Origin of the sequence: Shinella sp., assembly GCF_035998705.1 — a bacterium.
Classification (GTDB): domain Bacteria; phylum Pseudomonadota; class Alphaproteobacteria; order Rhizobiales; family Rhizobiaceae; genus Shinella.
On sequence record NZ_DASYHH010000008.1, the window covers coordinates 95,970 to 120,060 of the forward strand.

Genomic DNA, 24,091 nt, shown 5'->3' on the forward strand with positions numbered 1-24,091 from the left:
GTCATCGCCCCTGGAAGACTGGCATGAAGCCGGCCGCAAAAATCTCAAGCAGCGAGGAAATGCCGAAATACATCAGCACCAGGCCGCCCAGGATGATGAAGGGCAGCGAGACGAAATAGATCGGGATCTGCGGCGCCAGCTTGTTGACGAGGCCGATGGAGACGTTGAAGACCAGGCCGTAGAGGATGAAGGGGCTCGCGAGCCGCAGCATGATCATGAAGGTCTGGCTCAGCGTATCGGTGAGCGAGATCAGCGCACTCTGCGGATTGAAGCCTTCGCCGAGCGGCATGACATTGTAGGATTCGATCAGCGCCCGCATGACGACATGGTGGAAATCCAGCATGAAAAGCACAAGCAGGCCGGCGAAGGAGAGCAGGTTCGTCAGCTGGTTTTCGGCGGTGTCTTCCAGCACGTCCGGCGTCGGCGGCGCGTTGAAGCCCATCATCATGGTGAGCACCGTGCCGGCAAATTGCAGGCCGAGCACGTAATAGCGGGCGATCAGGCCGATGACGGCGCCGGTCAGCGTTTCGAAGACGATGAGCTTGAGATAGCCGTCGAGCGAACCGGAGGTGCGCGGGTAGATGACGTCCCACATGATCGGCAGCACCGCCATGGAAATCGCCACCGCGAGGAACAGGCGGATCTGCATGGAGAGGCGCGCGGACGAGAAACCCGGCAACAGCATGAAACACCCGCCGACACGGCAGAAGGCGGCGAACAGCGCCAGCACCGTGCCCTGCGGGTCCGTTATCATGAAATGGAGCCGAGAATCTTGATCTCGATGCCCTTGGCGAGCTCGACATGCGAGAGAACCGGCAATGTGGCAAACAGGCGCTCGATGATCATGCGGACATAAGTGCGCGATTCGGGCGACGTGACCAATACGAAAGGCGTGCCGCGGTCCAAAAACTCGCGGATAACCCGGGTTGCCTGCTCGGAAAACTCTTCGAGCTGGCGCGGATCGATGTCGAACTCGACGATTTCGCCCTTGGTGTCGCGCTTCAAGGCCTGGTGGAAGACCATGTCCCACTTGTTGCCGAGGCGCAGCACCGGCAGCACGCCGTTTTCGGCGAGATCGCCGCAGATCTGCTGCGACATGCGGATGCGGACATGCTCGACGATCTGCTCGGTCTTGCGCACATGCGGCGCCAGTTCGGCGACCGCTTCGAGGATCAGGTGCAGGTTGCGGATGGAGACACGCTCGGCGAGCAGCAGCTTCAGCACGGCCTGGAGGCCGGAATAGGACATGTGCGACGAGCAGATCTCGTCGGCAAGCTTGCGGTATTCCGGGTCGAGCCGCTCGATCAGCACCTTCACGTCCTTGTAGGACAGGAGCTGCGGCAGGTTGTTGCGGATGACTTCGGACAGGTGCGTGAGCACCACCGAGACGTTGTCGATCGGGTGGAAGCCCTCGCGGCGCAGATCATCTGCGAAGGTTTCGAGGATCGAGACGGCCGGCATGCCGAAGGCGGGCTCGCGGATGTCATCGCCCGGCACACTCGGCTTGCGCCCGCCGCCGGTGACGACCAGCACTTCACCGACGCGCACGATGTTGGAGGCGATCGTCGTGCCGTGGATGCGGATCTGGTAGGATTTGTCGGGGATCGAAATGTCGTCGGAAACCTTGATTTCCGGGACGACGAAGCCGTATTGCCCGGCGAATTTCTTGCGCATCTTGCCGACCCGGAAGGCCAGTTCCTGGTGCGCGCCGAGAAGGCGCGTAGAGACCTGCTTGCCGAGCAGCAGCTCGATCTCGGCAGTCTTCAGCACCGACTTGACCGAATCCTTCTCCTGGTCGCGGGTCTGCTGGACCTGCTTGGCCTCTTCGTCGCGACGCGCCTGGTTCTCCGCCTCGATGCGGCGCGGGATCATCCACGCTCCGAAGGCCATGAGGCCGCCGAGCATCACGAAGGGGAAGAAGGGCAGGCCCGGAATGATGGCGAGCACCATCATCAGGCCGGACGCGACGAAGAGCGCGCGCGGATAGCCGGAAAGCTGGTTGACGACCGCCTGGTCGGTGGAACCCGCCGTGCCGCCGCGCGACACGATGAGGCCTGCGGCGAGCGAGACGATAAGGGCGGGGATCTGCGAGACGAGACCGTCGCCGACCGAAAGCTTGACGAAGACGTCGGCGGCTTCCGACAGTTCCATGCCGTGGCGGAAATAGCCGATGATGATGCCGCCGAAGACGTTGATGGCGGTGATGAGGAGGCCGGCGATCGCATCGCCGCGCACGAATTTCGACGCACCGTCCATCGAACCGAAGAAGGAGCTTTCCTCCTCCAGCTCGCGGCGGCGCAGCTGCGCCTGCTTCTCATCGATCAGGCCCGCCGAAAGATCGGCGTCGATCGACATCTGCTTGCCGGGAATGGCGTCGAGGGTGAAACGTGCGCCGACTTCGGCGATACGCGTGGCACCCTTGGTGATGACGATGAAGTTCACCACGATAAGGATCATGAAGACGATGAGACCGATGACGAAATCGCCGGACATGACGAGGCTGGCAAAGCCCGCGATCACGCCACCGGCCGCATCGTGGCCCTCGTTGCCATGCGAGAGGATGACGCGGGTCGTGGCGATGTTGAGCGCCAGCCGGATCATCGTCGCGATCAGCAGCACGGTCGGGAAGGACGAGAAGTCGAGCGGGCGCTGGATCCACAGCGCGACCATCAGGATCAGGACCGAGAAGGCGATGGAGAAGGCCAGCCCCATGTCGATCATGAAGACCGGTATCGGCAGGAAGAGGATCGACAGGATCGTCAGGATGCCCACGGCGAAGGCGATATCGCGGCCGTTGGGGCTCACCTTCGGAATGCTGATTGCCGGTACTTGCGCCATCGAAAGAATTCCCGTCTCGTCATGAGAGGCGGCGGCGCGTCACACGCGTCACCCATTTTCACCCCATGACCTACAGGCCGAAGCTTGCGCGAGGATGGCAAAGCGCGCGGCGCGGCTAGAAGCCGCTTTCTATCCGGGAAAAGACGATATTGGTAAAAATGCCGATCTGGGCGCCGATGAAGGGGGCCGAGATGGCGATCGTCACGAAGATGGCGAGGATCTTCGGCACGAAGGTGAGGGTCATTTCCTGCACCTGGGTCAACGCCTGGATGAAGGCGATGGCGACGCCGACGACCATGGCGGCAAGCACGGCCGGCCCGGAGGCCACCACGACCGTCCAGATTGCCGCCTGCGCTATGTCGAGGGCGTCTGCCTCATTCACGTTTCGGGTTCACTTGCCTTGGTTTCGCTGACCTTCACGCCGGGACCGATGACAAGGGTCTTGCCCGAATCAAGCGTCGCGACGATGCCGTCGTTGTATAGCGTGACTTCCTTGACGACGCCAGAAATCTTGCCGTCCTCGCTGGTGACGGTGCGGCCGATGACGGAATTGGCTTCCTGCAGCGAGGTGCGTTGCAGCAGGCTTTCCAGGTTCTTGTTCGTCTTGATGGTCTGCTCGACCTGCGAGAAGGTCGCAAGCTGCGCCATCTGCTGGGTGGCGTCCATCGGCTCGGTCGGATCCTGGTTCTTCATCTGCGCCACGAGCAGCTTCAGGAAGCTTTCGTAGTTGAGGGTAGCCGACTTCTCGTCCGTGCCGGATTCAGCGCCGGTGACGGTCGGTACATAGGGCTTGTCTGCCGCCGAAGCGGCGCCGACGGGGTTTACCATGGTGCGATCTCCCTGCGGATCTGTTCGATGGTGGCCGGCGGGATCTCCTGATTGTTGAGGATGCGATCCTCGATCGGGTAGAGCGCGCGGATGGCTTTCAGCGCCTCGAAGACGCGGTCCTGGGTGACGAGGGCGTCGACGCGCTTGAGCTCGGCGAGCACTTCCTCGTTCTTGAAGCAGGAAAGCAGCATGATGACCGATTTGCGGAACATGGCGATCGACTGTTCGGCCCCTTCCGGATTGATCAGCGCCATCTGGGCGATGAAGTAAAGCTGGCGAAGCGGCGTGGTCGCCTGCTCGGGCTGAAGAACGTGGTTTTCCAGGAGGAAGGTGACATCGTTGAGGAATTCGATGGCAACCTTGCGATCGACCCGCAAAACTGCGCCGTTGACGAAGATGCGCTCACCGGACTTCAGCGATATACGCAGTGTACTTTTCATTTGATGCCATCCTTGATGATGGTGGTGATGTCGATGATGCCCTGGAAATTGCTGGATTCGCGTTTGCGGATCTTTTCGACTTCCTTGAGAATCCAGATGGCGATCGAGATGAGGTTGGCCCGAAGCTCGTCTTCGAGCTGGTTCTCCGGGTTTCCGAGATCCTCGATAAAGCGTATCCAGACGCGGCGGGTGAAGTAGATCGCCTCCACCGCTTGCCTGCCGTAGGTGCCGCCATCGGAGGCCATTGCCGCTGTCAGAAGCGCAATCGACCGTTCGAGGACCTGCCGCTCTCGATCTTTCGAGACGGCAACGCCTTCCTCCATGATCTCGGCGTATGAAAACTGGTACATTCAGACATCCTTCATGTGTGTCCGTACCCTCTGGTTCATCAGAGGTAATTCAGCAGGCTCAGGTTCTGGATCCTCGAGGTCAGCGTGTAAGCAAGCGAAAGCTGCGATTCGAGTGTGGTGACGCGCGTCGCCGCCTCGTAGGTATCGATGCCCTCCATGTCCTTGATGCTGGTGCTCAGGATGGTGATCTGCGCATTGAGCGAGGTATTGGCCTGGGTCACGCGCGCCTCGGAAATGCCGAGCTTCGAGCGCTCGCCGTCGATGCCGGAGATCGCGCGGCCGGTAAAGTCGATCGCCGCGTCGCTGACCGTCTTGCGGGTCTGTTCGGAAATACCGAGCGCCAGCAGCTCCTGACCGAGCACGAGGCCGAGCGCCATGTAGCGCATGCCCTCCACATTGGTGTTCGTCGAGCTCTGCACCGTCTCGGCGGTGCTGATGCGGCTCTGCATGTTCTCGTCGGACGCGTTCGACCAGTCCGTCTCCCAGCCCGGCCCCATGAAACTCGTTTCAAGGCCGTCGATGAAATCCTGCATGTCGGCCGGCGCGATGCCGGCGACGGCGGCTTCGTTGGTCTGGGCGAAGCCGAAATGCGTGAAGAACGCGGTATCGAAAGCGGCTTTCGCGTCGGAAACCGGCGTTTTCCGGGCATAGTCGTTGAGCGGCACCACGTCGGTGTTGATGCCGGCGAAGAGATACTCGCCGCTGAACGAGGTGTTGGCGGCGGCGGTGAAGGTCGACAGCGCGTTGCCGATATTCTCCTTCGCCAGCGCAAGCTGGTCGGCCGACGTGATGCCGGAAAGTGCGATGAACACTTCCAGCGCATCGTTCGCCGCCGTCGACATCTGGCCGAGCGCCTCCTGCGAGGCGGCAAGGCGCTGCGTCGTCAGCGCATTGGTGCTCTTCAGCGATTCCATGCGCTGGAGATCGCGGTGCAGGTTCAGCGTGCGCGCGGTCTTAGCGCCGAGAACGGCGCCGACATCGGCATGACGGCCGGTGACCGTCTCCTCCTGAAGCTGCATCATCTCCTTCTGGGCGCTCGCGACCGTGAGCCGCATCGCGTTCTGAAGGGACATGTTGGAAACGAAGGAAGTCTTCATAACTTAGCCCGCCGCCTGGAGAAGAGCGGTGATCATCTCATCGACCGCCGCCACGAGTTTCGCCGAAGCCTTGTAGGACTGCTCGAGGTCGAGAAGCAGGGCCAGTTCCTCGTCAAGGCTGACGGCCGTGACATTGAGAAGGGCTTCCTGGGTGCGGCCGAGCAGCGCGGTCTTGTCGCCGCCCGCCGTCGTCGCCGCACTGCGGAGCTGTTCCAGCCAACCCACCGAGCCGGTGGCGAAGGTGAGGATCGTGCCGGTCGTGTCGATCGCCGAATCGGGGTCGAAGGTCGTCGTCGTCTCGAAGCCCGACGCGTAGCCGTTCAGCAGTTCCGAGAAGCTGGCATTGTCGTCCAGATTGAAGGTCGCGTTGATGCCGTCGCGCAGCAGCATGGCGTTGCCGCCCTGGGCGGTGATGACGTCCGGATTGACCTTGATGACCGCGCCGAGACCGGGCGAATTGACCGTCGGAATGCCGCTCCAGGTGAAGAGACCGTCGGTCGGCACGAAGGTGCCGGAGCCCGGCGGCGTCTCGACGTTCTCGGAGAACATCGAGATGAGGGCGACGGAGATCTCGTCGAGCTGGTTCTGGAAGGTCGGCGCGACATTGTCGCGGATCTGCAGGAGGGCTGCGATCGAGCCCTGCGCGTTGGTATTGCCACCGGCGCCCGGCTGGATCGGCACGCCGTCCACATAGACCGGAAAGCCGTCCACGGCTGCCGTATAGGTGGTCTGCGGCTCGAAGGTCACCGTGCGCGCCACCGTCTCGAACAGCACCGTGCCGTCGCTCGTATAGAGCGCCAGGTCGTTGTTCGTGCGGTTGACGGCGGTGACGCCGACGATCGCGGAGATTGCGGTGAGCAGCTTGTCGCGCTGGTCGAGCGCGTCGTTGACGTCGGTGCCCGACGCCGTGCCCTGCTTGACCTTGTCGTTCTGGGTCCTGAATTCGCCGAGCAGGCGGTTAAGTTCCTTCACGGCGCCGTCGATGTCCGCATCCGCTTCGGAGCGAAGTTTTTGCAGGGCATGCGAGGTGCCGTTCAGCGAATTGACGACATCGATCGCATCCGACACGACCGTCTCGGCGAGCGAGACTTCGTTCGGCTTGTCGGCGAAGGTCTGGAGATTGTCCCGCAGCTTCGCGAGATAGGTGGAGGGGGCGAGCTCATAGTCCTCGCCGCCCATCATCATCTTGATCTGGGTGAGGCCGGACAGGAGCGTGTCCTGGCCGGCGGACTTGGAGATGCTGAGCAGGTTCTGCTTCAGCAGCGCTTCGTTCTGCGCACGCTGCGTTTCGACCACCGTTGCACCGGACGTCGCGGTGGCGAGGATCGCCGCGCGGCGCGCATAGGCCGGGTTGCTTGCATTGGCAATGTTCTTCGACGCGACGGCCGATTGCAGGCCTACGTTGGAGAAGCTGGACTGAGCAGTCTTCATTGCTGCTGAAAGCGACATCGGATCTACCTAACTCTCGAATGCACGCGCGGCGTCATGCCGCCTTATCGCTTGAGATTGACGAGGACTTCCATCAGTTCGGAACCGGTCTGGAAGACCTTCGAGTTGGCAGTGTAATTGCGCTGCGACTCGATCATGCTGGTCAGTTCTTCGGCGATGTCGACGTTGGAGTCTTCCAGCGCGCCGGAGATGATGGTGCCGTAGCCGCCATTGCCGGCATAGCCCATGACGACCACACCGGAGTCACTGCTCTGGGCGTAGACGTTGCCCGGCAGAGGTTTAAGGTTGTCCGGGCTCTGCACGTTCGCCATGGCGATACGGTATTTCGGAGCGAGGTCGCCGTTCTCGTATTTGAGGTAGACGATGCCGTCGTCGCTGATTTCATACCCGGCAACGCCGCTCGGGCCGATGCCGTCGATGTCGCCCTTCGCCGCGAAGTCGGCTGCGAGCTGCGTGCTGCCGCCGCTGGTGCCGCCAATCGAGATTTCCAGCGGGTTGAGCACGCCGCCGCCGATGGTCGTCGGGCCGGCCAGCGTGATGTCCGTCGGCGAGACGAGCTTGCCGTCCGTGTCGAAGGTCAGGGTCGTCGCTGCAAGAAGCGGCGTGACCGTGCCGGAGACCGGATCGGTATAGCTGACTTCCAGCGACCATTCGTTCGGGGTTCCCGTCGTCGAATATTTGAAGTCGAGCTTGCGGGTATTGCCGAGGCTGTCATAGGCGACCAGCGAGGTGGTCTTGGAGAACGGGTCTTCGGCATTCGACGGCAGGTTGACGTGCAGGTAGCCGCTTTCGGACGCCTTCACGTTCAGCTCGCCGGCGGCAAGGTTGATCTCTTCGAGGCCGGCAAATCCGTTGATGACGATCGTCGGATCTTCGGTCGAGGAATAGGGATAGCCCATCAGCTTGAAGCCGGAGGAGTTCTGCAGCGAACCGTCGCTCATCGGCGTGAAGGCGCCGGCGCGGGTCATGTATTCGACGCCGTCGGAGCCCTGGACGATGAAGAAGCCCTTGCCGTTGATGGCGAGGTCCGTCGGAGACGTCGTGTAGGTGAAGGTGCCCTGCGAGGAGATGGAGTAGCGCACATCCGTGTTGACGCCGCCGGAATTGTAGGCGCCGCCGGTGGTGGGCAGGATAAGGGAGGAGAATTGCGTCGAGGCCTTCTTGTAGCCCGTCGTGTTCGCGTTGGCGATGTTGTCGGCAACCGTGCTCAGGCGGTTCGCCTGTGCGTTCATGCCGGAAACACCCGTTCTCATCGTACCGTAGAGGCTCATGTCATTTCCCCGTTCGTCTCGTCACTGCGACCCTATGAAACGGGCCTTGCGTGAAGCTGGCTGCCAAGGTGGTTTGGCGAGGTCCGCCTTCCCCGCCGGCCACCAATCTTTTTTCAGCCCTGCCAGTCGATGCAGTAGCCAAGGAAGCGCTTGGAATCGATCGGATCGAAACCGAGCTTCTTGCGCAGCTTCTTGCGCAGCTTGCTGATGTGGCTTTCGACGACATTCTCTTCGACGTCCTCGTCGAAGATGCCGTAGATCGCATTGAAGATCTGGGTCTTGGAAAGACGGCGGCCGCGGTTGGCGACCAAATATTCCAGGATGCGGCGCTCGCGGCGCGGCAAGGGGAAGACTTCATCCTGGATTTCCGGGTCGCGACCGTCGGAAAACACGCGGATCGGGCCGATTTCGGTGAAGTTGGTCAGTGCCTTCAGGCGCCGCCGGATGGCCGCCGCACGGGCCAGGATTTCCCGGGGATGCACCGGCTTGCGCACGACGTCGTCGACGCCGCTGTCGAAGAGCGCAAGGGTGTTTTCCAGGGAGGGGGTGTCGCTGACGGCGATCACCGGGGCCTGGGAGCGGTCCCGGATCGCGCGCGGCAGTTCCATGCCGAGCTGGCCCTGGCCAATCAGAAAGGCCTCGACCGCATCGATGTCCGAATCGGCAGCGGTGTTGACCCACTCGCCGAATTCACGGGGATCGAACCCCGTCGAGGGCACGCCCTCGCGTCCAAATAGAGAAGTATAACCATCTTTCACGAGCTCTCGCTCATCAACCACTACGATCATTCGTCCGCCTCCGAATCAGTGTGGTGCCACGTTGAGGCAGTGGTACGAATCGGGCGAATCACCGGCAATTAGAGAAAGTGACTGAGTGGAATTAACAGTTGATTAAGATTTGCGTGCCGATTTGATCTAGATATAGTGGGTCGCCTCGACTTATGCCACAACTATGTAGTGGAAAAGTTAACAAAGGTTAACGGCGCGCCTTGTCATCCCAATTCCGGGCGCATTCCTGCCACATTACGGCACAGGTCGTTCGAAGTGTGAAGTTTCAACTTTTAGTCGAATTATCGGCAGAACTGTTTCGCGTTCACCGTCCAGCTTCCATAGCCCGTCGCGACCAGATTTGCGATCACTCGGCAGACATAACGCTTCTGCGCGGGGTCGTTGTTCGGCCCCGCATGATAGCGCGCGACGGCCATCGTCCAGGTCTCATGCCTGGCGTGGAGCCGCGAAAGAAACGCCGCCGCATATTCGACGTTCTTGCGCGGGTCGAACATTTCCGCCGTCGAGGCGAACTGGTCGCGGTGGAAATGGTGGTTGATCTGCATGCAGCCGAGATCGATCAGCTTCGCGCCGCCGGCGCGCGCCTTCTCGAATGCCTGAAGGGCATCCTGCCGGTCACGGCCGAAGAAGGCCTTGCCCTCGATGTTCATGGCATAGGGCTGCAACGATCCCTTCCGGCCGGTCTCGGTGAGACCGACGGAATAGAGGATGCCGGCCGGTATGTCGTATTTCGCCGCCGCCGCGAGGATTTCGCGCTCGCAGGCGCCGACGGAGGCGTTGGCGTCAGAGATAGACGCCGCCAGTGCGCTGAGGCTGACCGCCAGCGAGGCCAGGAGCGTTTTCCGACGTGTTGCCTTCATGGGACATTCCCTCGCGTGCGAAATTGCGTGCCTGCTGCTCTCCGCCGCCCTGGCGGCCATTGCCGCCTTCCCGCGCCTGCTGGTTGGAGAACTGCTGTTGCTGCTGGTTCTGGCTGTCGCCCTGCTGGGCGCCCCCGCTCTTGTCGGCCGGCGAAAGCTGCACGGTGACCTGGTCGACGGCAAAGCCCTGACCGCGCAGCGCGCGCACGATGGTGTCCTTATCGTCGGTGAGCTGGCGATAAGCCTCGCCCGTCTCCACCTGCAGCGAGACGACGAGTTCTTCCCCGTGCAGGCGCAGCGTGGCGGTGACGAGGCCGAGCTCGATCGGGTGCATCTGGATCTTCAGCGTATTGACGACCTTGCCGGTCGCAGCCGCTTCCGACTGGCTGAGCCCGCCGGTGGCGTTGAGGGAGGCCGCCCATTGCGGATCCTGCGTGATCGCCGAGGTCACGGCCGACGCGTTGCCGGTCTGCGCAAGGCCGATATAGCGGCGTGCATCGACCACGGTCACCGCCTCGCCCTTCGCACCCGTCGGGTTGGCGTCGCGGAAGGTGGCGCGGTCGCCAGCACCGGATACGTTCATGTCGAGGTCGCGCCCCTTGCCGTCGGCACGGATCAGGCGGAAGAGCTTGTCGGTGTCGGATTGCGGCACCTCGCCGCCCTCCGCGCCATCGACCGCCGCCGCATCGGCCTTCACTGCGGCGGCGTCGGTACGTGCATCGGCCTTGGCCTGGCCCTTGCCGCCGGTCTGCGTCCTGACGTCCTGCACGGCGCCGGCAGTACCGGCCTTCGTTGCCGCACCCTGGGTCATGGTATTCGGTGCCGCCAGCATCTCCAGAAGATTGCCGACGTCAGTCTTGGCCGGTGCTGCCTCTGCCGCATCGCCGGCCGGCTCCGTTTCGTCCGTCGCGGGCTCTTCGGTGGTGCGCGCGGCAACCTTGTCGCCATTGCGCCCCTCGCCCTGCGTCCTGCGACTGTGGCGGCCGGCTGTTTCGAGCAGGGCCGCCGCCTTTTCCTCGAAGGGAACCGCGTCCTCTTCAGGCACGCCCGCTCCGGCCTTGCGCAGGGCTTCGTTGAGCGTCGCGCCGTCGCGACGTCCGAGCTTGACGCGGCTCTCGTCGGCCTTTTCGCCTTCGGGCTCGCCGGCAGCGGCCGAGATCGACAGGCGCGCGCCCTTGCGGCCCGTGTCGCCCTCCCGTCCGGAGACGCTCGCAACGGCACTGGCGAAACCGCCCTCTTCCGAAGCGCCGGCGGAAAGGCCGTGAGCTGCCTTGCCCTTGGATGGCGCATGCCCCTGCACGACGCCCAAAACCCCGCTACCGATGGTGCTCAACTGCCTTCTCCTTTCAGGAGCGCGTCGATTTCGTCGAGCTTGGACCGGCCACCCGATACGAATGTATCGAAGGCCGGGTCGATGCCCGCCGTTTCGCCCTGCTCTTTCGTTTCCTCTTTCGGCTCGACGGCCGATGCGACCGGCGTTTCTTCGCCGCCGGCCCGCGGATCCATTGACCGGTCGGCCATTTCCGCTTCGCTCAGCCCCTCATAGGAGGTGTCTTCCGTCTCGGCCGGCACGGTGGCCTTCGCCTCCACCGGAGCCGTCTCCGGTACGCGCAGCACTTCCTCGGCCACCGCGCGGGCCGCCGCCTTCAGGGCGCGGTCCTTGGCCGAAAGCTTGTCGTCGGGAATGGCGATGATCGATTCCATCGCCTGCGCCACGTCGCCTGACGGCACCGAGGCGAGGCCCGAATAGAGATCCGCCAGGACCTTCGGCACGCTTTCGCCATCGCCCGACAGCGCCTGCGCGCGTTCGGCCGCAAGCGAGGCCAGCTTGTTCTTGCCCGAGATCGCGGCAAGCCGCGCCATGCGCAGATAGACCTCACGCTGGCGGGGCACGTCCATGAAGGAGAGGATCTCGAGAATATCGTCTTCCTTGATCGCCTCGAAATGATCGACCGCGAGCTTCACGAAAAGATCGGCGAACTGGCTGGCATAGGGCGAGCGCAGGTAGCGGCGCGCATAGCGGTTGGCATAGGCCATGCTCCTGTCGATCCAGCCCGCTTCGCTCGCGATATAGATCGAGCGGCGCAGGGCCGCCTCCTCGACGATCGTGCCGGGCGCGACGAGGCGTCCCCAGTCGAAATAGGTCAGCGCCAGCGCCGGGTCCTTCCGCATGACGGAATTGGCCGAGACGAGCGCCAGATAGGCGCCGACGCGCGAGCGCTTGTATTCCGGGAAGATTACCGCCAGCGACTTGACGCTCTGCGTGCCGCGGCCGCTGAGATAGCTGCGCAGCGCATCGGTGAGGCGGGAATCGAAATGGCCGCCGACATCCTTGGTGATCAGGAATTCCAGCGTCTCGGGATTGCCGCCGCTCATCGCATAGACGAGGGCCGCATCGACATTGCGCGGGTCATCGAAGATCGACGAATTCGCCGTGCGCAGCCGCTCGTCGATCGTGCTCAGCAGGAAACGCTGCATTTCCATAGCCGAATGGTCGCCAAGCGCCACCGTGTCCTGCACATATTGCAGCGACCGGATCATCTTGTAGGGCGCGAGGTCGTCGAGATTTTCGGCGCGCGCGGAGGCGGCACCGCAAACCGCTGTGCAGAGGACCGTACCCGTCAGGAGGAGGCGCCGCAACAAGCCCATGGCGTCAGGTGCCCTCGGCCTGGATGAGGATTTCGATACGCCGGTTGGCGTCGGCCATCGGGTCGTCCGGCACCTTCAGGCGACGATCGGCAAAGCCGGTCACCTGGCTCACGCGCTTCTCCTCAAGCCCGCCGCGCACCAGCATGTAGTAGGCGCTCTGGGCACGCTCCATGGACAGGCGCCAGTTGTCGTTCTTGCCGCCGGCGAAAGGCCGGGCGTCCGTATGGCCGCGGATGGCGATCGCGCCGGACCGGGCTTCGAGGATCTTGCCGATCTTCTCCATGGCCAGCACCATCTCGCGCTTGGGGAGCGCCGAGCCGATGTTGAACATCGGCGTGTCGAGCTGGTCGGTGAGGCTGACGAGCAGGCCGCCCTCGGCCGGCGTCACGGTCAGGCCTTCGGCCAGTTTGCCGAGCGTGCCGATCTGTTCGGTGATCTGCTTCTTCAACTCGTCGGCGTTCTTTTCCTCGGCGGACTTGGCCTCGTCTTCCTTGGCCTTGGCCTCCTCGGCAATGGCCTTTTCCGCTTCGGCCTTCGCAGCCGCAGCCTTTTCGGCCTCGTCCTTTTCGAGCGCTTCCTTCACCGTGTCGTCGCTGGCCGCTGCCATCTGCTGGGCGGTCTTGCCTTCGCTTCCGGCATCGGTCGCCTGCGAGACCTCGACCTGCTGCGTCCAGAAGTCCGGATCGAACGGGTCGCGATAGGCTTCGCCGCCATTGGCGCCGGTGGCGGGACCGGAGGTCGCAGCACCACCCTCGCCCTTGGCGCTGACATTGGCCTGCTGGCCGACTTCCTGCGCGATCTCGGAGAGCACGGAATAGGGATTCTCGAAGAAGTTGGCCTCGGAATATTGCGATTCCTCGCCGGCCGTCGTCTTCTCGTCCTTGCCGCTTTCGGCACCGTTGCCGCTTGCCTGCTGCTGGCCCTGCTCCTTGGACTTGTCCTGGGTGGCTTCGCCTTCGGCGCTGTTGGCCGGCTTCTTCACCGATTTGTCGGCCGGCTTGTCGTCGGTCAATTTGATCGGGTTGAAATAGGACGCGACCGAGGCCTGCGTCTTCTCGTTTGCGGCATTGACGAGCCACATGACGAGGAAGAACGCCATCATCGCTGTCATGAAGTCGGCATAAGCGATCTTCCAGGCGGCCGAATGGTGGTCGCCCTCATGATCGCCATGGCGTTTGACGATGATGATCTCGTTCTTGCCGTGGTGGTGATTTTCGCCTTCGCTCATGCAAGCACCTTGCGTACGGTATCAGCCCAGGCCGCCATCCGCGTTACGAGGACGGTTTCGCCGAACTCCACCGTCAGATCGACATCCTGCATCTCGACATGCCGGAAGACCGGCGCGGGCTCGTCGAAATGCGATTGCAATTGTTCGAAGAGGTTGAACGGCCCCTTCACGGTGACGGCCATGCCCTCGTCGCCCTTGAGGCCCTCGGCGATCATGCGGGCGAGGTCGGCGACGGCACCCGCCGACAGGATCTCGCTCATGACCGGCGCCAGAACCTCGGCGGCCTGGGCGGCGACGCGATCGGCAACTTCGCCGGTCAGCGTGGAAAACCGCTCGGCCAGCGCCCTGGCATAGTCCAGTTCGTAGCGCATCTTCAGCGCCTCGAGTTCGGCCTCGTGTTCAGCCTTCAAGGCGGCGACGTCCGCCTCGTGTTTTGCGACGAGCTCCGCCTCTGCCTCCGCCCGGCCTTCCGCGAAGGCCTCGGCGCGTTCGGCGACAACATCGACCGGCGGTTCGGCCGGCGGCATCACGAAGGCCGCGGCGGCGGTGCCGTCCCCGGCCTCACCCAAGGACGGCGACGGGAAGGCAGGTGTCCTTGCGCGCGGTGGTGCGCCAAAATCCTTGAGGTAGCGGGCGAGTTGCGCGCTCATGCCGCGCCCTCCCGCCCTGCCGCGTGCCGGACGAACGAAGAAAGGACCCGACGGGAACCCCGTGGGCCGCTTCGACGCTCGCTCTCGAAAACACTGGAACCTGACACCACCGCTGACCTGTCTCCTCGGACAACAAGCACCTTTCGGGTCGCGAAAGGCGCACAATCTTCCTGATCGTGCCATTGAGCCTAGGGGTTCAAACTTGTGCGAGGATGAAGATGAATGGGTGTTGGGCCGCGCCAGGGCAAATAGCGCGACCCAACCGCCCGCCTCGGCCGATGACCAGCGGCCGGGCGGATGTGAAACCCTGCCTGCCCTTACTGACGGAAGAGCTGGAGGATGTTTTCGGCACTCGAATTGGCGATCGACAGCGACTGGATGCCGAGCTGCTGCTGGGTCTGCAGCGCCTTGAGGCGGGTCGATTCCTCGTTCATGTCCGCATCGACGAGACGGCCGATGCCCTTGTCGATCACGTCCGTCAGGGTCGCGACGAAGCTTTCCTGCATGCCAATGCGCTTGGTGATTGCACCGAGCGTCGAGGCAGCGTTCGTCAGGTTTTTGAGAATATAGTCTGTGACGCTGATCATCGCGTCCAGTTCTTCGTACGTCGTGTCATTGTTGATCTGAACGACGCCGACAGCGTCGGGATCGGGATTTTCAATAAGGTCCATGTCGATCAATTTATACGGTCCGATGCCAATCGGCGGATCGTCCATGATGTCATCGATATCGATGTCTTTGGTGAGGTAACCTTCTTCGGGTTGCTCGATATCAATCAGCACCGAGTTCTTCGTGTCGAAGTCGAGCGTCGTGACCTTGACGTTACCGCCGGCGGTGCGCACGAAGGAGGCGACGACGGATTTTACGCCGAGAATGTCGTCACCGGTGTTGTAGAGCCAGTTCTCACCGGAGAAGGAGGCGGACTGGGCAGCGGAAACGAGCTGGTTCTTCAGTTCCAAGATTTCGTCGTTGATCTTTGTCTTGTCTACGCCCGGCTCGCGAGCCGCCACCAGCTTTGCCTTGATCTCGCTCAGCACATCGATCGAACTTTCGAGGGAAGCATAAGCGGTGTCGACCTTGGCGGCGCCGAGGCCGAGTGCGTCGGCGACGGTCGAAAGCGCCCGGTTGTCGGAGCGCATCGTGGTCGCGATCGACCAGTAGGCGGCGTTGTCGGCGGCGGTCTCGACACGCAGGCCGGAGGAAACGCGTGCCTGGGTCGTCTCGAGACCGGTATCGATGGAACGGAGGGTCTGCAGCGCCGCCATGGCGGCGGAGTTGGTCAATATGCTGGTCATTGTGGCATTGCCCTGAGAAAGGATTGTCGGGGACATGCCGGAGTGGGGCGGGGACCGGTAACGACGAAGGGGCTTCATGCATCCGGCGCCGCTGTTTTGCCCTGGGCGCCAGTCCATCGTTCTTAATGAAGAGTTAACGTCCAATGGTTAACAAATGGTTAACGCCGTTAAGACTTCATAAAGGAACATGAAAAAAGCGTAAGCGCGCGAGGGCTAGTTTTTGCCAGACGCGGACGATCTTCAACCAGAAGACGCGGAGTGAGTCGGCCCCGCTCGCTTCACAACGGCACGAATTCGTACCAATCCGGCAAATTCCGCACCGTTTTCGGTCGCTGAACGCTTGCATTGCGAGGAGCTGTTGCAACCCGTTAACGCATTATTAGAACTTCCTGCTTAGAACTTTCCTTAGTTGCGAGAGTTCTACCCAAATCGGTACTTGCAACCACTGGCGTGGGGATCGGAGCCGCTATGAGGCTCCGGAAGCATGATGCCCTTCCGATCGCTGGCTCGTTCGAGTCATGTTCCATGAAAACAAATTATCGTCCGACAGGACACCCGAATTGCGAAGTCAATGGCGGGTCCGCGGACGTCCAACGCTGCAGCAAGCGCAGGACGTGCTGAGCGTGCCTTAAGGGATCGCGCCGATTCCCGGGCCGCTCGCAGGGCAATGACGTTTGTGGACAGCCAACCATCAAGGGCGCGCGTTCATGACTTCAATCGTTACAAATCTTACTGTCAACCAGATCCGGAACCTTTCCTCCGCGGCAATCCAGCTTCTCAACTCCGAAGACGTACAGGCGTTGAACAGCACGCAGATCGCAGCGCTCAGCTCCTCGCAGGTCAACGCATTTTCGAGCGACAGCCTTCTGGCCTTCAATTCGGCCCAGATCGGCGCGATCGCCGTCAGCGCACTCGCCGGCCTCAGCGCATCGCAACTGGCTGCACTCGAATCCGGCCACATCAGCGGCCTCAACTCCAAGCAGATCGGCGCGCTCAGCAGCGCCCAGGTCGACAGCTTCACGACCGACCAGATCGAAGTGCTCTCCAGCGCGCAGATCGCGGCCCTCGGCTATGACGCCTTCACCACCATCAACTCGGACGAGCTGGCAACCTTCACCACCGACGAGATCGCCGCCATCAGCGTCAAGGCTCTCGCGGGTCTCACGACCGATGCGCTGGCCGGCCTCGACACCGACAAGATCACCGCGCTGAACAGCAAGCAGATCGCCGCTCTCAGCAGCGACCAGCTCGCCGCCCTCTCCTCCGATCAGGTTGCAGCACTCACCACCGACCAGGTTGTTGCGCTCACGGCAAAGCAGCTCTCCGGCCTGTCCACCGATACCGTCGCCGCTCTCAGCACCGACCAGGTTGCCGTCCTCGGCAGCAAGCAGATCGTCGCCTTCTCCAGCGCCCAGGTCGAAGCCCTGACGTCCGAACAGATCGAAGCCCTGAACAGCTCGCAGATCGCAGCCCTCGGCTCGGCAGCACTTGCCACGATCAGCTCGGACGAACTGGCAACCTTCACCACCGACGAACTCGCCGCCATCAGCGTCAAGGCTCTGTCGGGTCTCTCCTCCGCCGCTCTCGCCGGCATCACCACCGACAACATCAGCGCCCTGAACAGCAAGCAGATCGCCGCTCTCTCCACGAGCCAGATCTCGGGCCTCTCCTCCGACCAGGTTGCTGCGCTCAGCACCGGTCAGGTTGTTGCGCTCACGGCAAAGCAGCTCTCCGGCCTGTCCACCGACACGGTCGCAGCGCTCGGCACCGACCAGGTCGCCGTCCTCGGCAGCAAGCAGATCGTTGCCTTCTCCAGCGCCCAGATGGCCGCTTTCACCTCGGATCAGGTCCAAGCTCTCACCAGCTCGCAGATCTCGGTTCTCGGCGCGTCGGCACTCTCCACCATCAGCTCGGACGAGCTGGCAACCTTCACCACGGATGAACTGGCCGCCATCAGCGTCAAGGCTCTGTCGGGTCTCTCCTCCGATGCCCTCGCCGGCATCTCGACCGACGACATCACTGCCCTGAACAGCAAGCAGATCGCCGCTCTCTCCACGAGCCAGATCTCGGGCCTCTCGTCCGACCAGGTTGCAGCCCTCTCCACCGACCAGGTTGTCGCCCTGACGGCTAAGCAGCTCTCCGGCCTCTCCACCGACACGGTCGCCGCTCTCAGCACCGACCAGGTCGCCGTTCTGACCAGCAAGCAGATCGTCGCCTTCACCAGCGCCCAGGTCGAAGCCCTGACGTCCGAACAGATCGAAGCCCTGAACAGCGCGCAGATCGCAGCCCTCGGCTCGGCAGCCCTCACCACGATCAGCTCCGACGAACTGGCAACCTTCACCACGGATGAGCTTGCTGCGATCAATGTAAAGGCTCTGTCCGGCCTCTCCGCCGCCGCTCTTGCCGGTATCACCACCGACAACATCACGGCCCTGAACAGCAAGCAGATCGCCGCCCTCAGCAGCGACCAGCTCGCAGCCCTCTCGTCGGACCAGGTTGCTGCCCTCAGCACCAGCCAGATCACCGCCCTGACGGTCAAGCAGCTCTCGGGTCTCTCCACCGACGCGGTCGCCGCACTCAGCACCGACCAGGTCGCTGCCCTCACCAGCAAGCAGATCATCGCCTTCGACTCTGGACAGGTAGAGGCTCTCTCCTCCGAACAGATCGAAGCCCTGAACAGCTCGCAGATCTCAGCCCTCGGCTCGGCCGCTCTTGCCACGATCAGCTCCGACGAACTGGCAACCTTCACCACGGATGAGCTCGCCGCCATCAACGTGAAGGCCCTGTCCGGTCTCTCCTCCGCCGCTCTTGCCGGTATCACCACCGACAACATCACGGCGCTGGACAGCAAGCAGATCGCGGTTCTCTCCACCAGCCAGATCTCGGGTCTCTCCTCCGATCAGGTTGCGGCTCTGAGCACCAGCCAGATCTCGGCTCTGACGGCAAAGCAGCTCTCGGGCCTCGCTACCGACACGGTCGCCGCTCTCAGCACCGATCAGGTTGCCGTTCTGAGCAGCAAGCAGATCGTCGCCTTCTCCAGCGCCCAGGTAGAGGCTTTCTCTTCCGAACAGATCGAAGCTCTCACCAGCTCGCAGATCGCAGCGCTCGGCTCGGCAGCACTTACCACGATCAGCTCCGACGAACTGGCTACCTTCACCACGGATGAGCTGGCCGCCATCAGCGTCAAGGCGCTGACCGGTCTCTCCTCGGGTGCTCTTGCCGGCATCACCACCGACAACATCACCGCTCTGAACAGCAAGCAGATCGCCGCTCTGAGCAGCACCCAGATCTCCGGTCTCTCGACCGACCAGGTCGCAGCGCTGAGCACGAGCCAGATCAACGCCCTGACCGCAAAGCAGCTCTCCGGCCTGTCCACCGACACGGTCGCAGCGCTGAGCACCGACCAGGTCGCGGCTCTCAACAGCAAGCAGATCGTTGCCTTCACCAGCCAGCAGATCAGCGCCCTGAACAGCGAGCAGGTCGAAGCCCTGACGCCCGGCCAGATCGCAGCCCTGGGTTCCGCCGCGATCGCAGCGATGGACCCGGACGAGATCGCCACCTTCTCGACGGCCGATATCGCCGCCATCGGCGTCAAGGCTCTCTCGGGTCTGTCCACCGACGACATCGCAGGCCTCACCACCGACCAGGCCCGCGCCTTCACCAGCCAGCAGATCGGCGCCCTGAACAGCGCGCAGGTCGAAGCGGTCATCGCGGCTTACAACGCGGTCTGATCCGACTATCCTGGCCTGACACAGAGCGGCGCGGTTCACACCGCGCCGCTTTTTTTACGTCCATTTTCCGCTTGGCGGACCACCGGAAACGACCAGCCCGACGCAAGTCTGTTCCTGTAGCAAGGCGAACGAGCTCTTTTGCGAACCGTTCAACAGCCGTTGCCGCAGGATGTCCATGACCGTCAGCACCCCCATTCACGCCGATCCCAACGCGCCCCTCCTCCATCTGATGGGTCGGGCCCGCAACCAGCAGCTTTCGCTTTCGGAACTCTTCCAGAACGCGGAGAGCCTCGGCGCGGGCGGGCACAGGGCGCATGCGGTTGAGCTCTACAAGACCTGGATCGCCTTCAACGATACCAACCCGCTGCTGCATCTGGCCTATTTCAACTATGCGGTTTCCCTTTCGGGCGCGGGCGATGCCGCGGGAACCATTCACGCGCTTCGCGCCGCCATCCGCATCAACCCGCAATTCGGCCAGGCCTATATCAATCTCGGCCGGACGCTGGAGGATTGCGGGCTGGTCGGGCAGGCCGTGCAGCAATGGCGCAGCTTCGTCGACACGACGGCGGACGTGACACCGGACCGGATCAACAACCGACTGCTCAGCCTCCAGCATATCGGCCGCGTGCTCGAAGGCACCGGCCATCTGGAAGAGGCCGAGGCCGCCCTGTGGCAGGCCATGGAACTGTTGCCGACGCGCACGGAAGCCGCGCAGCACTGGATTTCGCTCAGGATGCGCCAGTGCAAGTGGCCGATCGTCTCGTCGTCGCTGCACATCACGCCGCGGCAGTTCATGGATGCCATGTCGTCCATGACGATCGCCTGCTACACGGACGATCCGCTCTTCCACATGGCGAAGGCGTATCGCTACTCCCAGACGGCCGTCGGCCGGCCCGCCGATCTCAAGACTTTCGTGCGCGAGCCGGTGCGCCAGAAATCGGGCACCGGAGAGCGTCTGCGCATCGGCTACGTCTCCTCGGATCTGCGCCAACACGCCGTCGGCTTTGCGCTCAGCGAAGTGCTCGAACTGCACGACAAGTCGTCGGTCGAGATCTTCGCCTATTATTGCGGCGACCCGGCGCCGATCGACAAGACGCAGGCGCGAATCAAGCAGGCAGTCGACCATTGGCGCGATATCAGCCCGCTCAGCGACGTGGATGCCGCACGCCTGATCGCGACCGACCAGATCGACGTGCTCGTCGACGTCAACGGCTACACCAAACATGCGCGCACGAAGATTTTCGCCTACCGGCCGGCACCCGTCATCGTCAATTTCTGCGGCTATCCGGGCACGGTAGCAAGCCCCTACCACCAGTACATGATCGCCGACGAGCACATCGTACCGCCGGAAAACGAGCTCTATTACACCGAGAAGGTTCTGCGCATCCCTTGCAACCAGCCGGTGGACCGCAAGCGCCTGGTCTCGTCGCGCCCGATGCGCTCGGCCGTCGGCCTGCCGGAAAACGCCTTCGTCTTTGCGAGCTTCAACGGCATGCAGAAGATCACCGCCCCCTGCTTCCAGCGCTGGATGAGCATCCTCACCGCCACCCCGGGCAGCGTGCTGTGGCTGCTTGCCGGTGACGACAGCGTCAACGAGCGCCTCAAGCAGCTCGCCACGCAGAGCGGCATCGCGCCGGAGCGAATCATCTTCGCCGGGAAGGCGCAGAACCCGGACCATCTGGCCCGCATCGGCCTTGCCGATCTCTTCCTCGACACCTTCCCCTACGGCGCGCATTCCACGGCCGCCGACGCCATCACCCAAGGCCTGCCGGTGCTGACCGTTTCCGGCAAGAGCTTTGCATCGCGCTTCTGCGGCAGCATCGTCACGGCGGCCGGCATTCCCGACCTGGTCTGCGCCGACCCGGACGCCTATGTGCAGAAGGCCATTGCCTTCGCCCGCAATCCGGCGAGCCTTGCGGCGGTCAAGCAGTCGCTCCAGGCCCAGCGCGAGACCTGCGCGCTGCGCGACATGGACGGCCTCGCACGCCGTCTTGAAGAACTGTACTGGCAGATGCAGGGCGACGCGGAACGCGGCGAACTGCCCGTGCCGGACCTGCGCAACCTCGACGTCTATTACGAGGTCGGGGCCGAGCTTGCGGCGGCGGGCATCGATTTCGAGACCGACGAGGCCTACCGGCAGCGCTACCGGGCCGAGCTCGCCGCGCTCAACGAGCATGCTCCCCTCTATCCGGATGCGCGCCTCTGGCAGACGGCCGGTTAACCGCCGGCCGCGAGCGCGCCGAACGTGAGAACGCAGGACGGGATGCCATGCGCGTAAAAGAAAAAATCCTCATCGTCGGCGCCGGACTGTCCGGCGCCGTCATCGGCCGTGAACTCGCCGATGCGGGCTATCGGGTCGAGATCATCGATCAGCGCGACCATATCGGCGGCAACTGCCACACGGTGCGCGACGAAGCGACCGGCGTGATGGTGCATATCTACGGGCCGCATATCTTCCACACCGACGATACCGAGGTGTGGGACTATGTGAACGGCTTCCAGACCTTCATGCCCTACAAGAACCGGGTGAAGACGACGAGCGGCGGCCAGGTCTATTCGCTGCCGATCAACCTGCACACGATCAACCAGTTCTTCGGCAAGACCTTCCGGCCCGACGAGGCGCGCGCCTTCCTGGAAGACCAGGGGGACAAGACGATCACCGATCCGCAGAGCTTCGAGGAACAGGCGCTGCGGTTCGTCGGCCGCGACCTCTACGAGGCGTTCTTCAAGGGTTATACGCAAAAGCAGTGGGGCTGTTCGCCGACCGAACTGCCGGCGTCGATCCTGAAGCGGCTGCCGGTGCGCTTCAACTACGAGGACAACTACTTCTTCCACAAATACCAGGGCATGCCGGAGACCGGCTATACCGAGATGATCGAGCGTATCCTCGACCATCCGGATATCGGGGTGACGCTGGAAACCAGCTTCCGGCGCGACCAGACGGAGGGTTTCGCCCACGTCTTCTATTCCGGCCCGCTCGACGGCTATTTCGACTACGAGCTTGGCCGGCTCGGCTACCGCACGCTGGATTTCGAGCGCTTCACCTATGACGGCGACTACCAGGGCTGCGCGGTGATGAACTACGGCGACGTGTCGGTGCCCTATACGCGCATCACCGAACACAAACATTTCTCGCCCTGGGAGGAGCATGCGGGCTCGGTCTGCTACCGCGAATTCTCGCGGGCCTGCGAGGCCGGCGACATCCCCTACTATCCCATCCGCCTCGTTGAGGAGAAGGCACAGCTCGCCGACTATGTCGCGCGTGCCGAACAGGAAGCGGGCGTCACCTTCGTCGGGCGGCTCGGCACCTACCGCTACCTCGACATGGACGTGACGATCCGCGAGGCGCTCGATACGGCCCGGCTCTATCTCGCCCGCAGGGCCGAGGAGACCGCGATGTCGAGCTTTCTGCGGTCGCCGCTTTAGGACAGAGAAAAAGAAAAGGCCCCGGGAATACCGGGGCCTTCTGATGGTCTTGAAGGATTGGCCCTCGCCTTCCGATTAACGGAAGAGCGTGAGGATGCCTTCGGCCGAAGAGTTGGCGATCGACAGCGACTGGATGGCGAGCTGCTGCTGGGTCTGCAGGGCCTTCAGGCGGGTCGATTCTTCGTTCATGTCGGCGTCGACGAGGCGGCCTACACCGCTGTCGATCGAGTCGGTCAGCTTGGAGACGAAGTCTTCCTGCAGGCCGATACGCATCGAGATCGAGCCGAGTTCGGCAGCCGCGCTGGTCATTGCCGAGAGCGACGTTTCGACGTCGGAGAGGAACTCGCCGATATCGGCCGGGGTCATCGTGTCGTCGAGTACGATGTCGATGACGGCGGTGCCGGAAACGGCGCCGGCCGTACCGAGGATACCAGCGGTGAAATCGATGTCGGTGCCGTCGTGGCCGAAGAGGACGTTGCCGTCGGCGGCGGAGTTGAAGGTGTAGGTGGTCGTCTTGACCGAAACGGTGTCGTCAGCGGCGCGGACGAAGCCCGAAACAACGGACTTTTCAGCGGCATCCTCGCCGGCAACCCAGTTTTCGCCCGAGAAGGAGGCGGATTCTGCGATGCTCTTGAGCTGGTCCTGGAGCTGGGTGAGTTCTTCCTGGATCTTCGCCTTGTCGATGCCTTCTTCCGTGGCAGCAACCAGCTTGGACTTGATTTCCTTGACGACTTCGATCGCCGAGTCCATCGCCGCATAAGCGGTGTCTACCTTGGCGGCGCCGAGGCCGAGGGCGTCCTGAACGGCGGAAAGTGCGAGGTTGTCCGAACGCATCGTGGTGGCGATCGACCAATAGGCGGCGTTGTCGGCTGCACCGGCGACGCGCAGGCCAGACGAAACGCGGGCCTGGGTTTCTTCCATGTTGCTGCCGATGGAACGCAGGGTCTGGAGTGCGGTCATTGCCGCGATGTTCGTCAGAATGCTCGTCATGTTTAAGGTGCCCCTTGAGTGGCTGAAACTGTGAAAAGGGACATTCCGGGGTCGCCGGGTAACGGTGGTCAGCCTCATGCCTGCTAACCGGTTAAGTTTCTTGGTTAACCCACCGTTTCGATGAGCACAGAAAACCGCAATAAAGTTAAGGAAGTCTTTCGCGCGAAATAAAAAGCAAAAAACCGCACCCGTTGCCGGGTG

The 24,091-nt window shown here is 62.8% G+C and carries 20 protein-coding genes; 3 read left to right on the forward strand and 17 right to left on the reverse strand.

Going from position 1 to position 24,091, the window contains the following annotated elements; translation table 11 throughout:
• Window position 1 precedes the first annotated feature (1 nt).
• The 16 genes from fliR to VGN93_RS03480 form a co-directional block, all read right to left on the reverse strand.
• Entirely contained in the window at window positions 2–754 is a 753-nt protein-coding gene (gene fliR, locus VGN93_RS03405) for a flagellar biosynthetic protein FliR (protein WP_327506346.1), read from the reverse strand.
• On the reverse strand, window positions 751–2,838 hold the full coding sequence (gene flhA / locus VGN93_RS03410) for a flagellar biosynthesis protein FlhA (protein WP_327506347.1): 2,088 nt from the start codon (window positions 2,836–2,838) through the stop codon (window positions 751–753). Before flhA ends, fliR begins: the two co-directional genes overlap by 4 nt.
• Window positions 2,839–2,953: 115 nt before the next feature.
• A complete protein-coding gene (fliQ, locus tag VGN93_RS03415; protein ID WP_319318460.1) occupies window positions 2,954–3,220 on the reverse strand; it encodes a flagellar biosynthesis protein FliQ in 267 nt (88 codons plus the stop codon).
• Window positions 3,217–3,666 (reverse strand): flagellar hook assembly protein FlgD, encoded by a 450-nt coding sequence (gene flgD / locus VGN93_RS03420; protein WP_319318457.1) that lies wholly within the window; start codon window positions 3,664–3,666, stop codon window positions 3,217–3,219. The genes fliQ and flgD overlap by 4 nt, the downstream gene beginning before the upstream one ends.
• Entirely contained in the window at window positions 3,660–4,106 is a 447-nt protein-coding gene (gene flbT, locus VGN93_RS03425; RefSeq protein ID WP_256120719.1) for a flagellar biosynthesis repressor FlbT, read from the reverse strand. The genes flgD and flbT overlap by 7 nt, the downstream gene beginning before the upstream one ends.
• Window positions 4,103–4,456: a flagellar biosynthesis regulator FlaF gene (gene flaF, locus VGN93_RS03430; RefSeq protein WP_319318453.1), complete on the reverse strand. Its 354-nt coding sequence runs from the start codon at window positions 4,454–4,456 to the stop codon at window positions 4,103–4,105. The genes flbT and flaF overlap by 4 nt, the downstream gene beginning before the upstream one ends.
• Window positions 4,457–4,494: 38 nt before the next feature.
• Complete coding sequence (locus tag VGN93_RS03435) at window positions 4,495–5,553, reverse strand: flagellar hook-associated family protein (RefSeq protein ID WP_319318450.1); 1,059 nt, start codon at window positions 5,551–5,553, stop codon at window positions 4,495–4,497.
• 3 nt (window positions 5,554–5,556) lie between these two features.
• Window positions 5,557–7,002, reverse strand: a complete 1,446-nt coding sequence (gene flgK / locus VGN93_RS03440) for a flagellar hook-associated protein FlgK (RefSeq protein WP_327506348.1) — start codon at window positions 7,000–7,002, stop codon at window positions 5,557–5,559.
• A 44-nt stretch (window positions 7,003–7,046) separates the two neighbouring features.
• Window positions 7,047–8,273: a flagellar hook protein FlgE gene (locus VGN93_RS03445; protein WP_319318444.1), complete on the reverse strand. Its 1,227-nt coding sequence runs from the start codon at window positions 8,271–8,273 to the stop codon at window positions 7,047–7,049.
• 113 nt (window positions 8,274–8,386) lie between these two features.
• Window positions 8,387–9,061: a transcriptional activator Rem gene (rem, locus tag VGN93_RS03450; protein ID WP_319318441.1), complete on the reverse strand. Its 675-nt coding sequence runs from the start codon at window positions 9,059–9,061 to the stop codon at window positions 8,387–8,389.
• A 281-nt stretch (window positions 9,062–9,342) separates the two neighbouring features.
• The gene (locus VGN93_RS03455; protein WP_319318438.1) at window positions 9,343–9,921 is read right to left on the reverse strand and encodes a transglycosylase SLT domain-containing protein; all 579 of its coding nucleotides are present in this window, start codon (window positions 9,919–9,921) and stop codon (window positions 9,343–9,345) included.
• Window positions 9,845–11,254 carry a flagellar hook-length control protein FliK gene (locus VGN93_RS03460; protein WP_327506349.1) on the reverse strand — a complete coding sequence of 470 codons (1,410 nt, stop codon included), beginning with the start codon at window positions 11,252–11,254 and terminating at the stop codon, window positions 9,845–9,847. Before VGN93_RS03460 ends, VGN93_RS03455 begins: the two co-directional genes overlap by 77 nt.
• The gene (motC, locus tag VGN93_RS03465; protein WP_414714043.1) at window positions 11,251–12,564 is read right to left on the reverse strand and encodes a chemotaxis protein MotC; all 1,314 of its coding nucleotides are present in this window, start codon (window positions 12,562–12,564) and stop codon (window positions 11,251–11,253) included. The genes VGN93_RS03460 and motC overlap by 4 nt, the downstream gene beginning before the upstream one ends.
• A gap of 10 nt (window positions 12,565–12,574) precedes the next feature.
• Entirely contained in the window at window positions 12,575–13,798 is a 1,224-nt protein-coding gene (locus VGN93_RS03470; protein ID WP_327506351.1) for a MotB family protein, read from the reverse strand.
• Window positions 13,795–14,448: a hypothetical protein gene (locus VGN93_RS03475; RefSeq protein WP_327506352.1), complete on the reverse strand. Its 654-nt coding sequence runs from the start codon at window positions 14,446–14,448 to the stop codon at window positions 13,795–13,797. The genes VGN93_RS03470 and VGN93_RS03475 overlap by 4 nt, the downstream gene beginning before the upstream one ends.
• 317 nt (window positions 14,449–14,765) lie before the next feature.
• Window positions 14,766–15,743 (reverse strand): flagellin, encoded by a 978-nt coding sequence (locus VGN93_RS03480; protein ID WP_319318423.1) that lies wholly within the window; start codon window positions 15,741–15,743, stop codon window positions 14,766–14,768.
• 707 nt (window positions 15,744–16,450) lie between these two features.
• Here VGN93_RS03480 and VGN93_RS03485 point away from each other — a divergent pair.
• The 3 genes from VGN93_RS03485 to glf all read left to right on the forward strand — a co-directional run bounded on the left by VGN93_RS03485 (window position 16,451) and on the right by glf (window position 22,900).
• Entirely contained in the window at window positions 16,451–19,474 is a 3,024-nt protein-coding gene (locus VGN93_RS03485) for an ice nucleation-like protein (protein WP_327506353.1), read from the forward strand.
• Between the two features lie 175 nt (window positions 19,475–19,649).
• The gene (locus tag VGN93_RS03490) at window positions 19,650–21,695 is read left to right on the forward strand and encodes a glycosyl transferase (protein ID WP_327506354.1); all 2,046 of its coding nucleotides are present in this window, start codon (window positions 19,650–19,652) and stop codon (window positions 21,693–21,695) included.
• A gap of 47 nt (window positions 21,696–21,742) precedes the next feature.
• The gene (gene glf / locus VGN93_RS03495) at window positions 21,743–22,900 is read left to right on the forward strand and encodes a UDP-galactopyranose mutase (protein ID WP_327506355.1); all 1,158 of its coding nucleotides are present in this window, start codon (window positions 21,743–21,745) and stop codon (window positions 22,898–22,900) included.
• Window positions 22,901–22,975: 75 nt separating this feature from the next.
• On the opposite strand, the gene VGN93_RS03500 is transcribed toward glf, so the two are convergent.
• The gene (locus VGN93_RS03500; RefSeq protein ID WP_327506356.1) at window positions 22,976–23,890 is read right to left on the reverse strand and encodes a flagellin; all 915 of its coding nucleotides are present in this window, start codon (window positions 23,888–23,890) and stop codon (window positions 22,976–22,978) included.
• Between the last annotated feature and the right edge of the window lie 201 nt (window positions 23,891–24,091).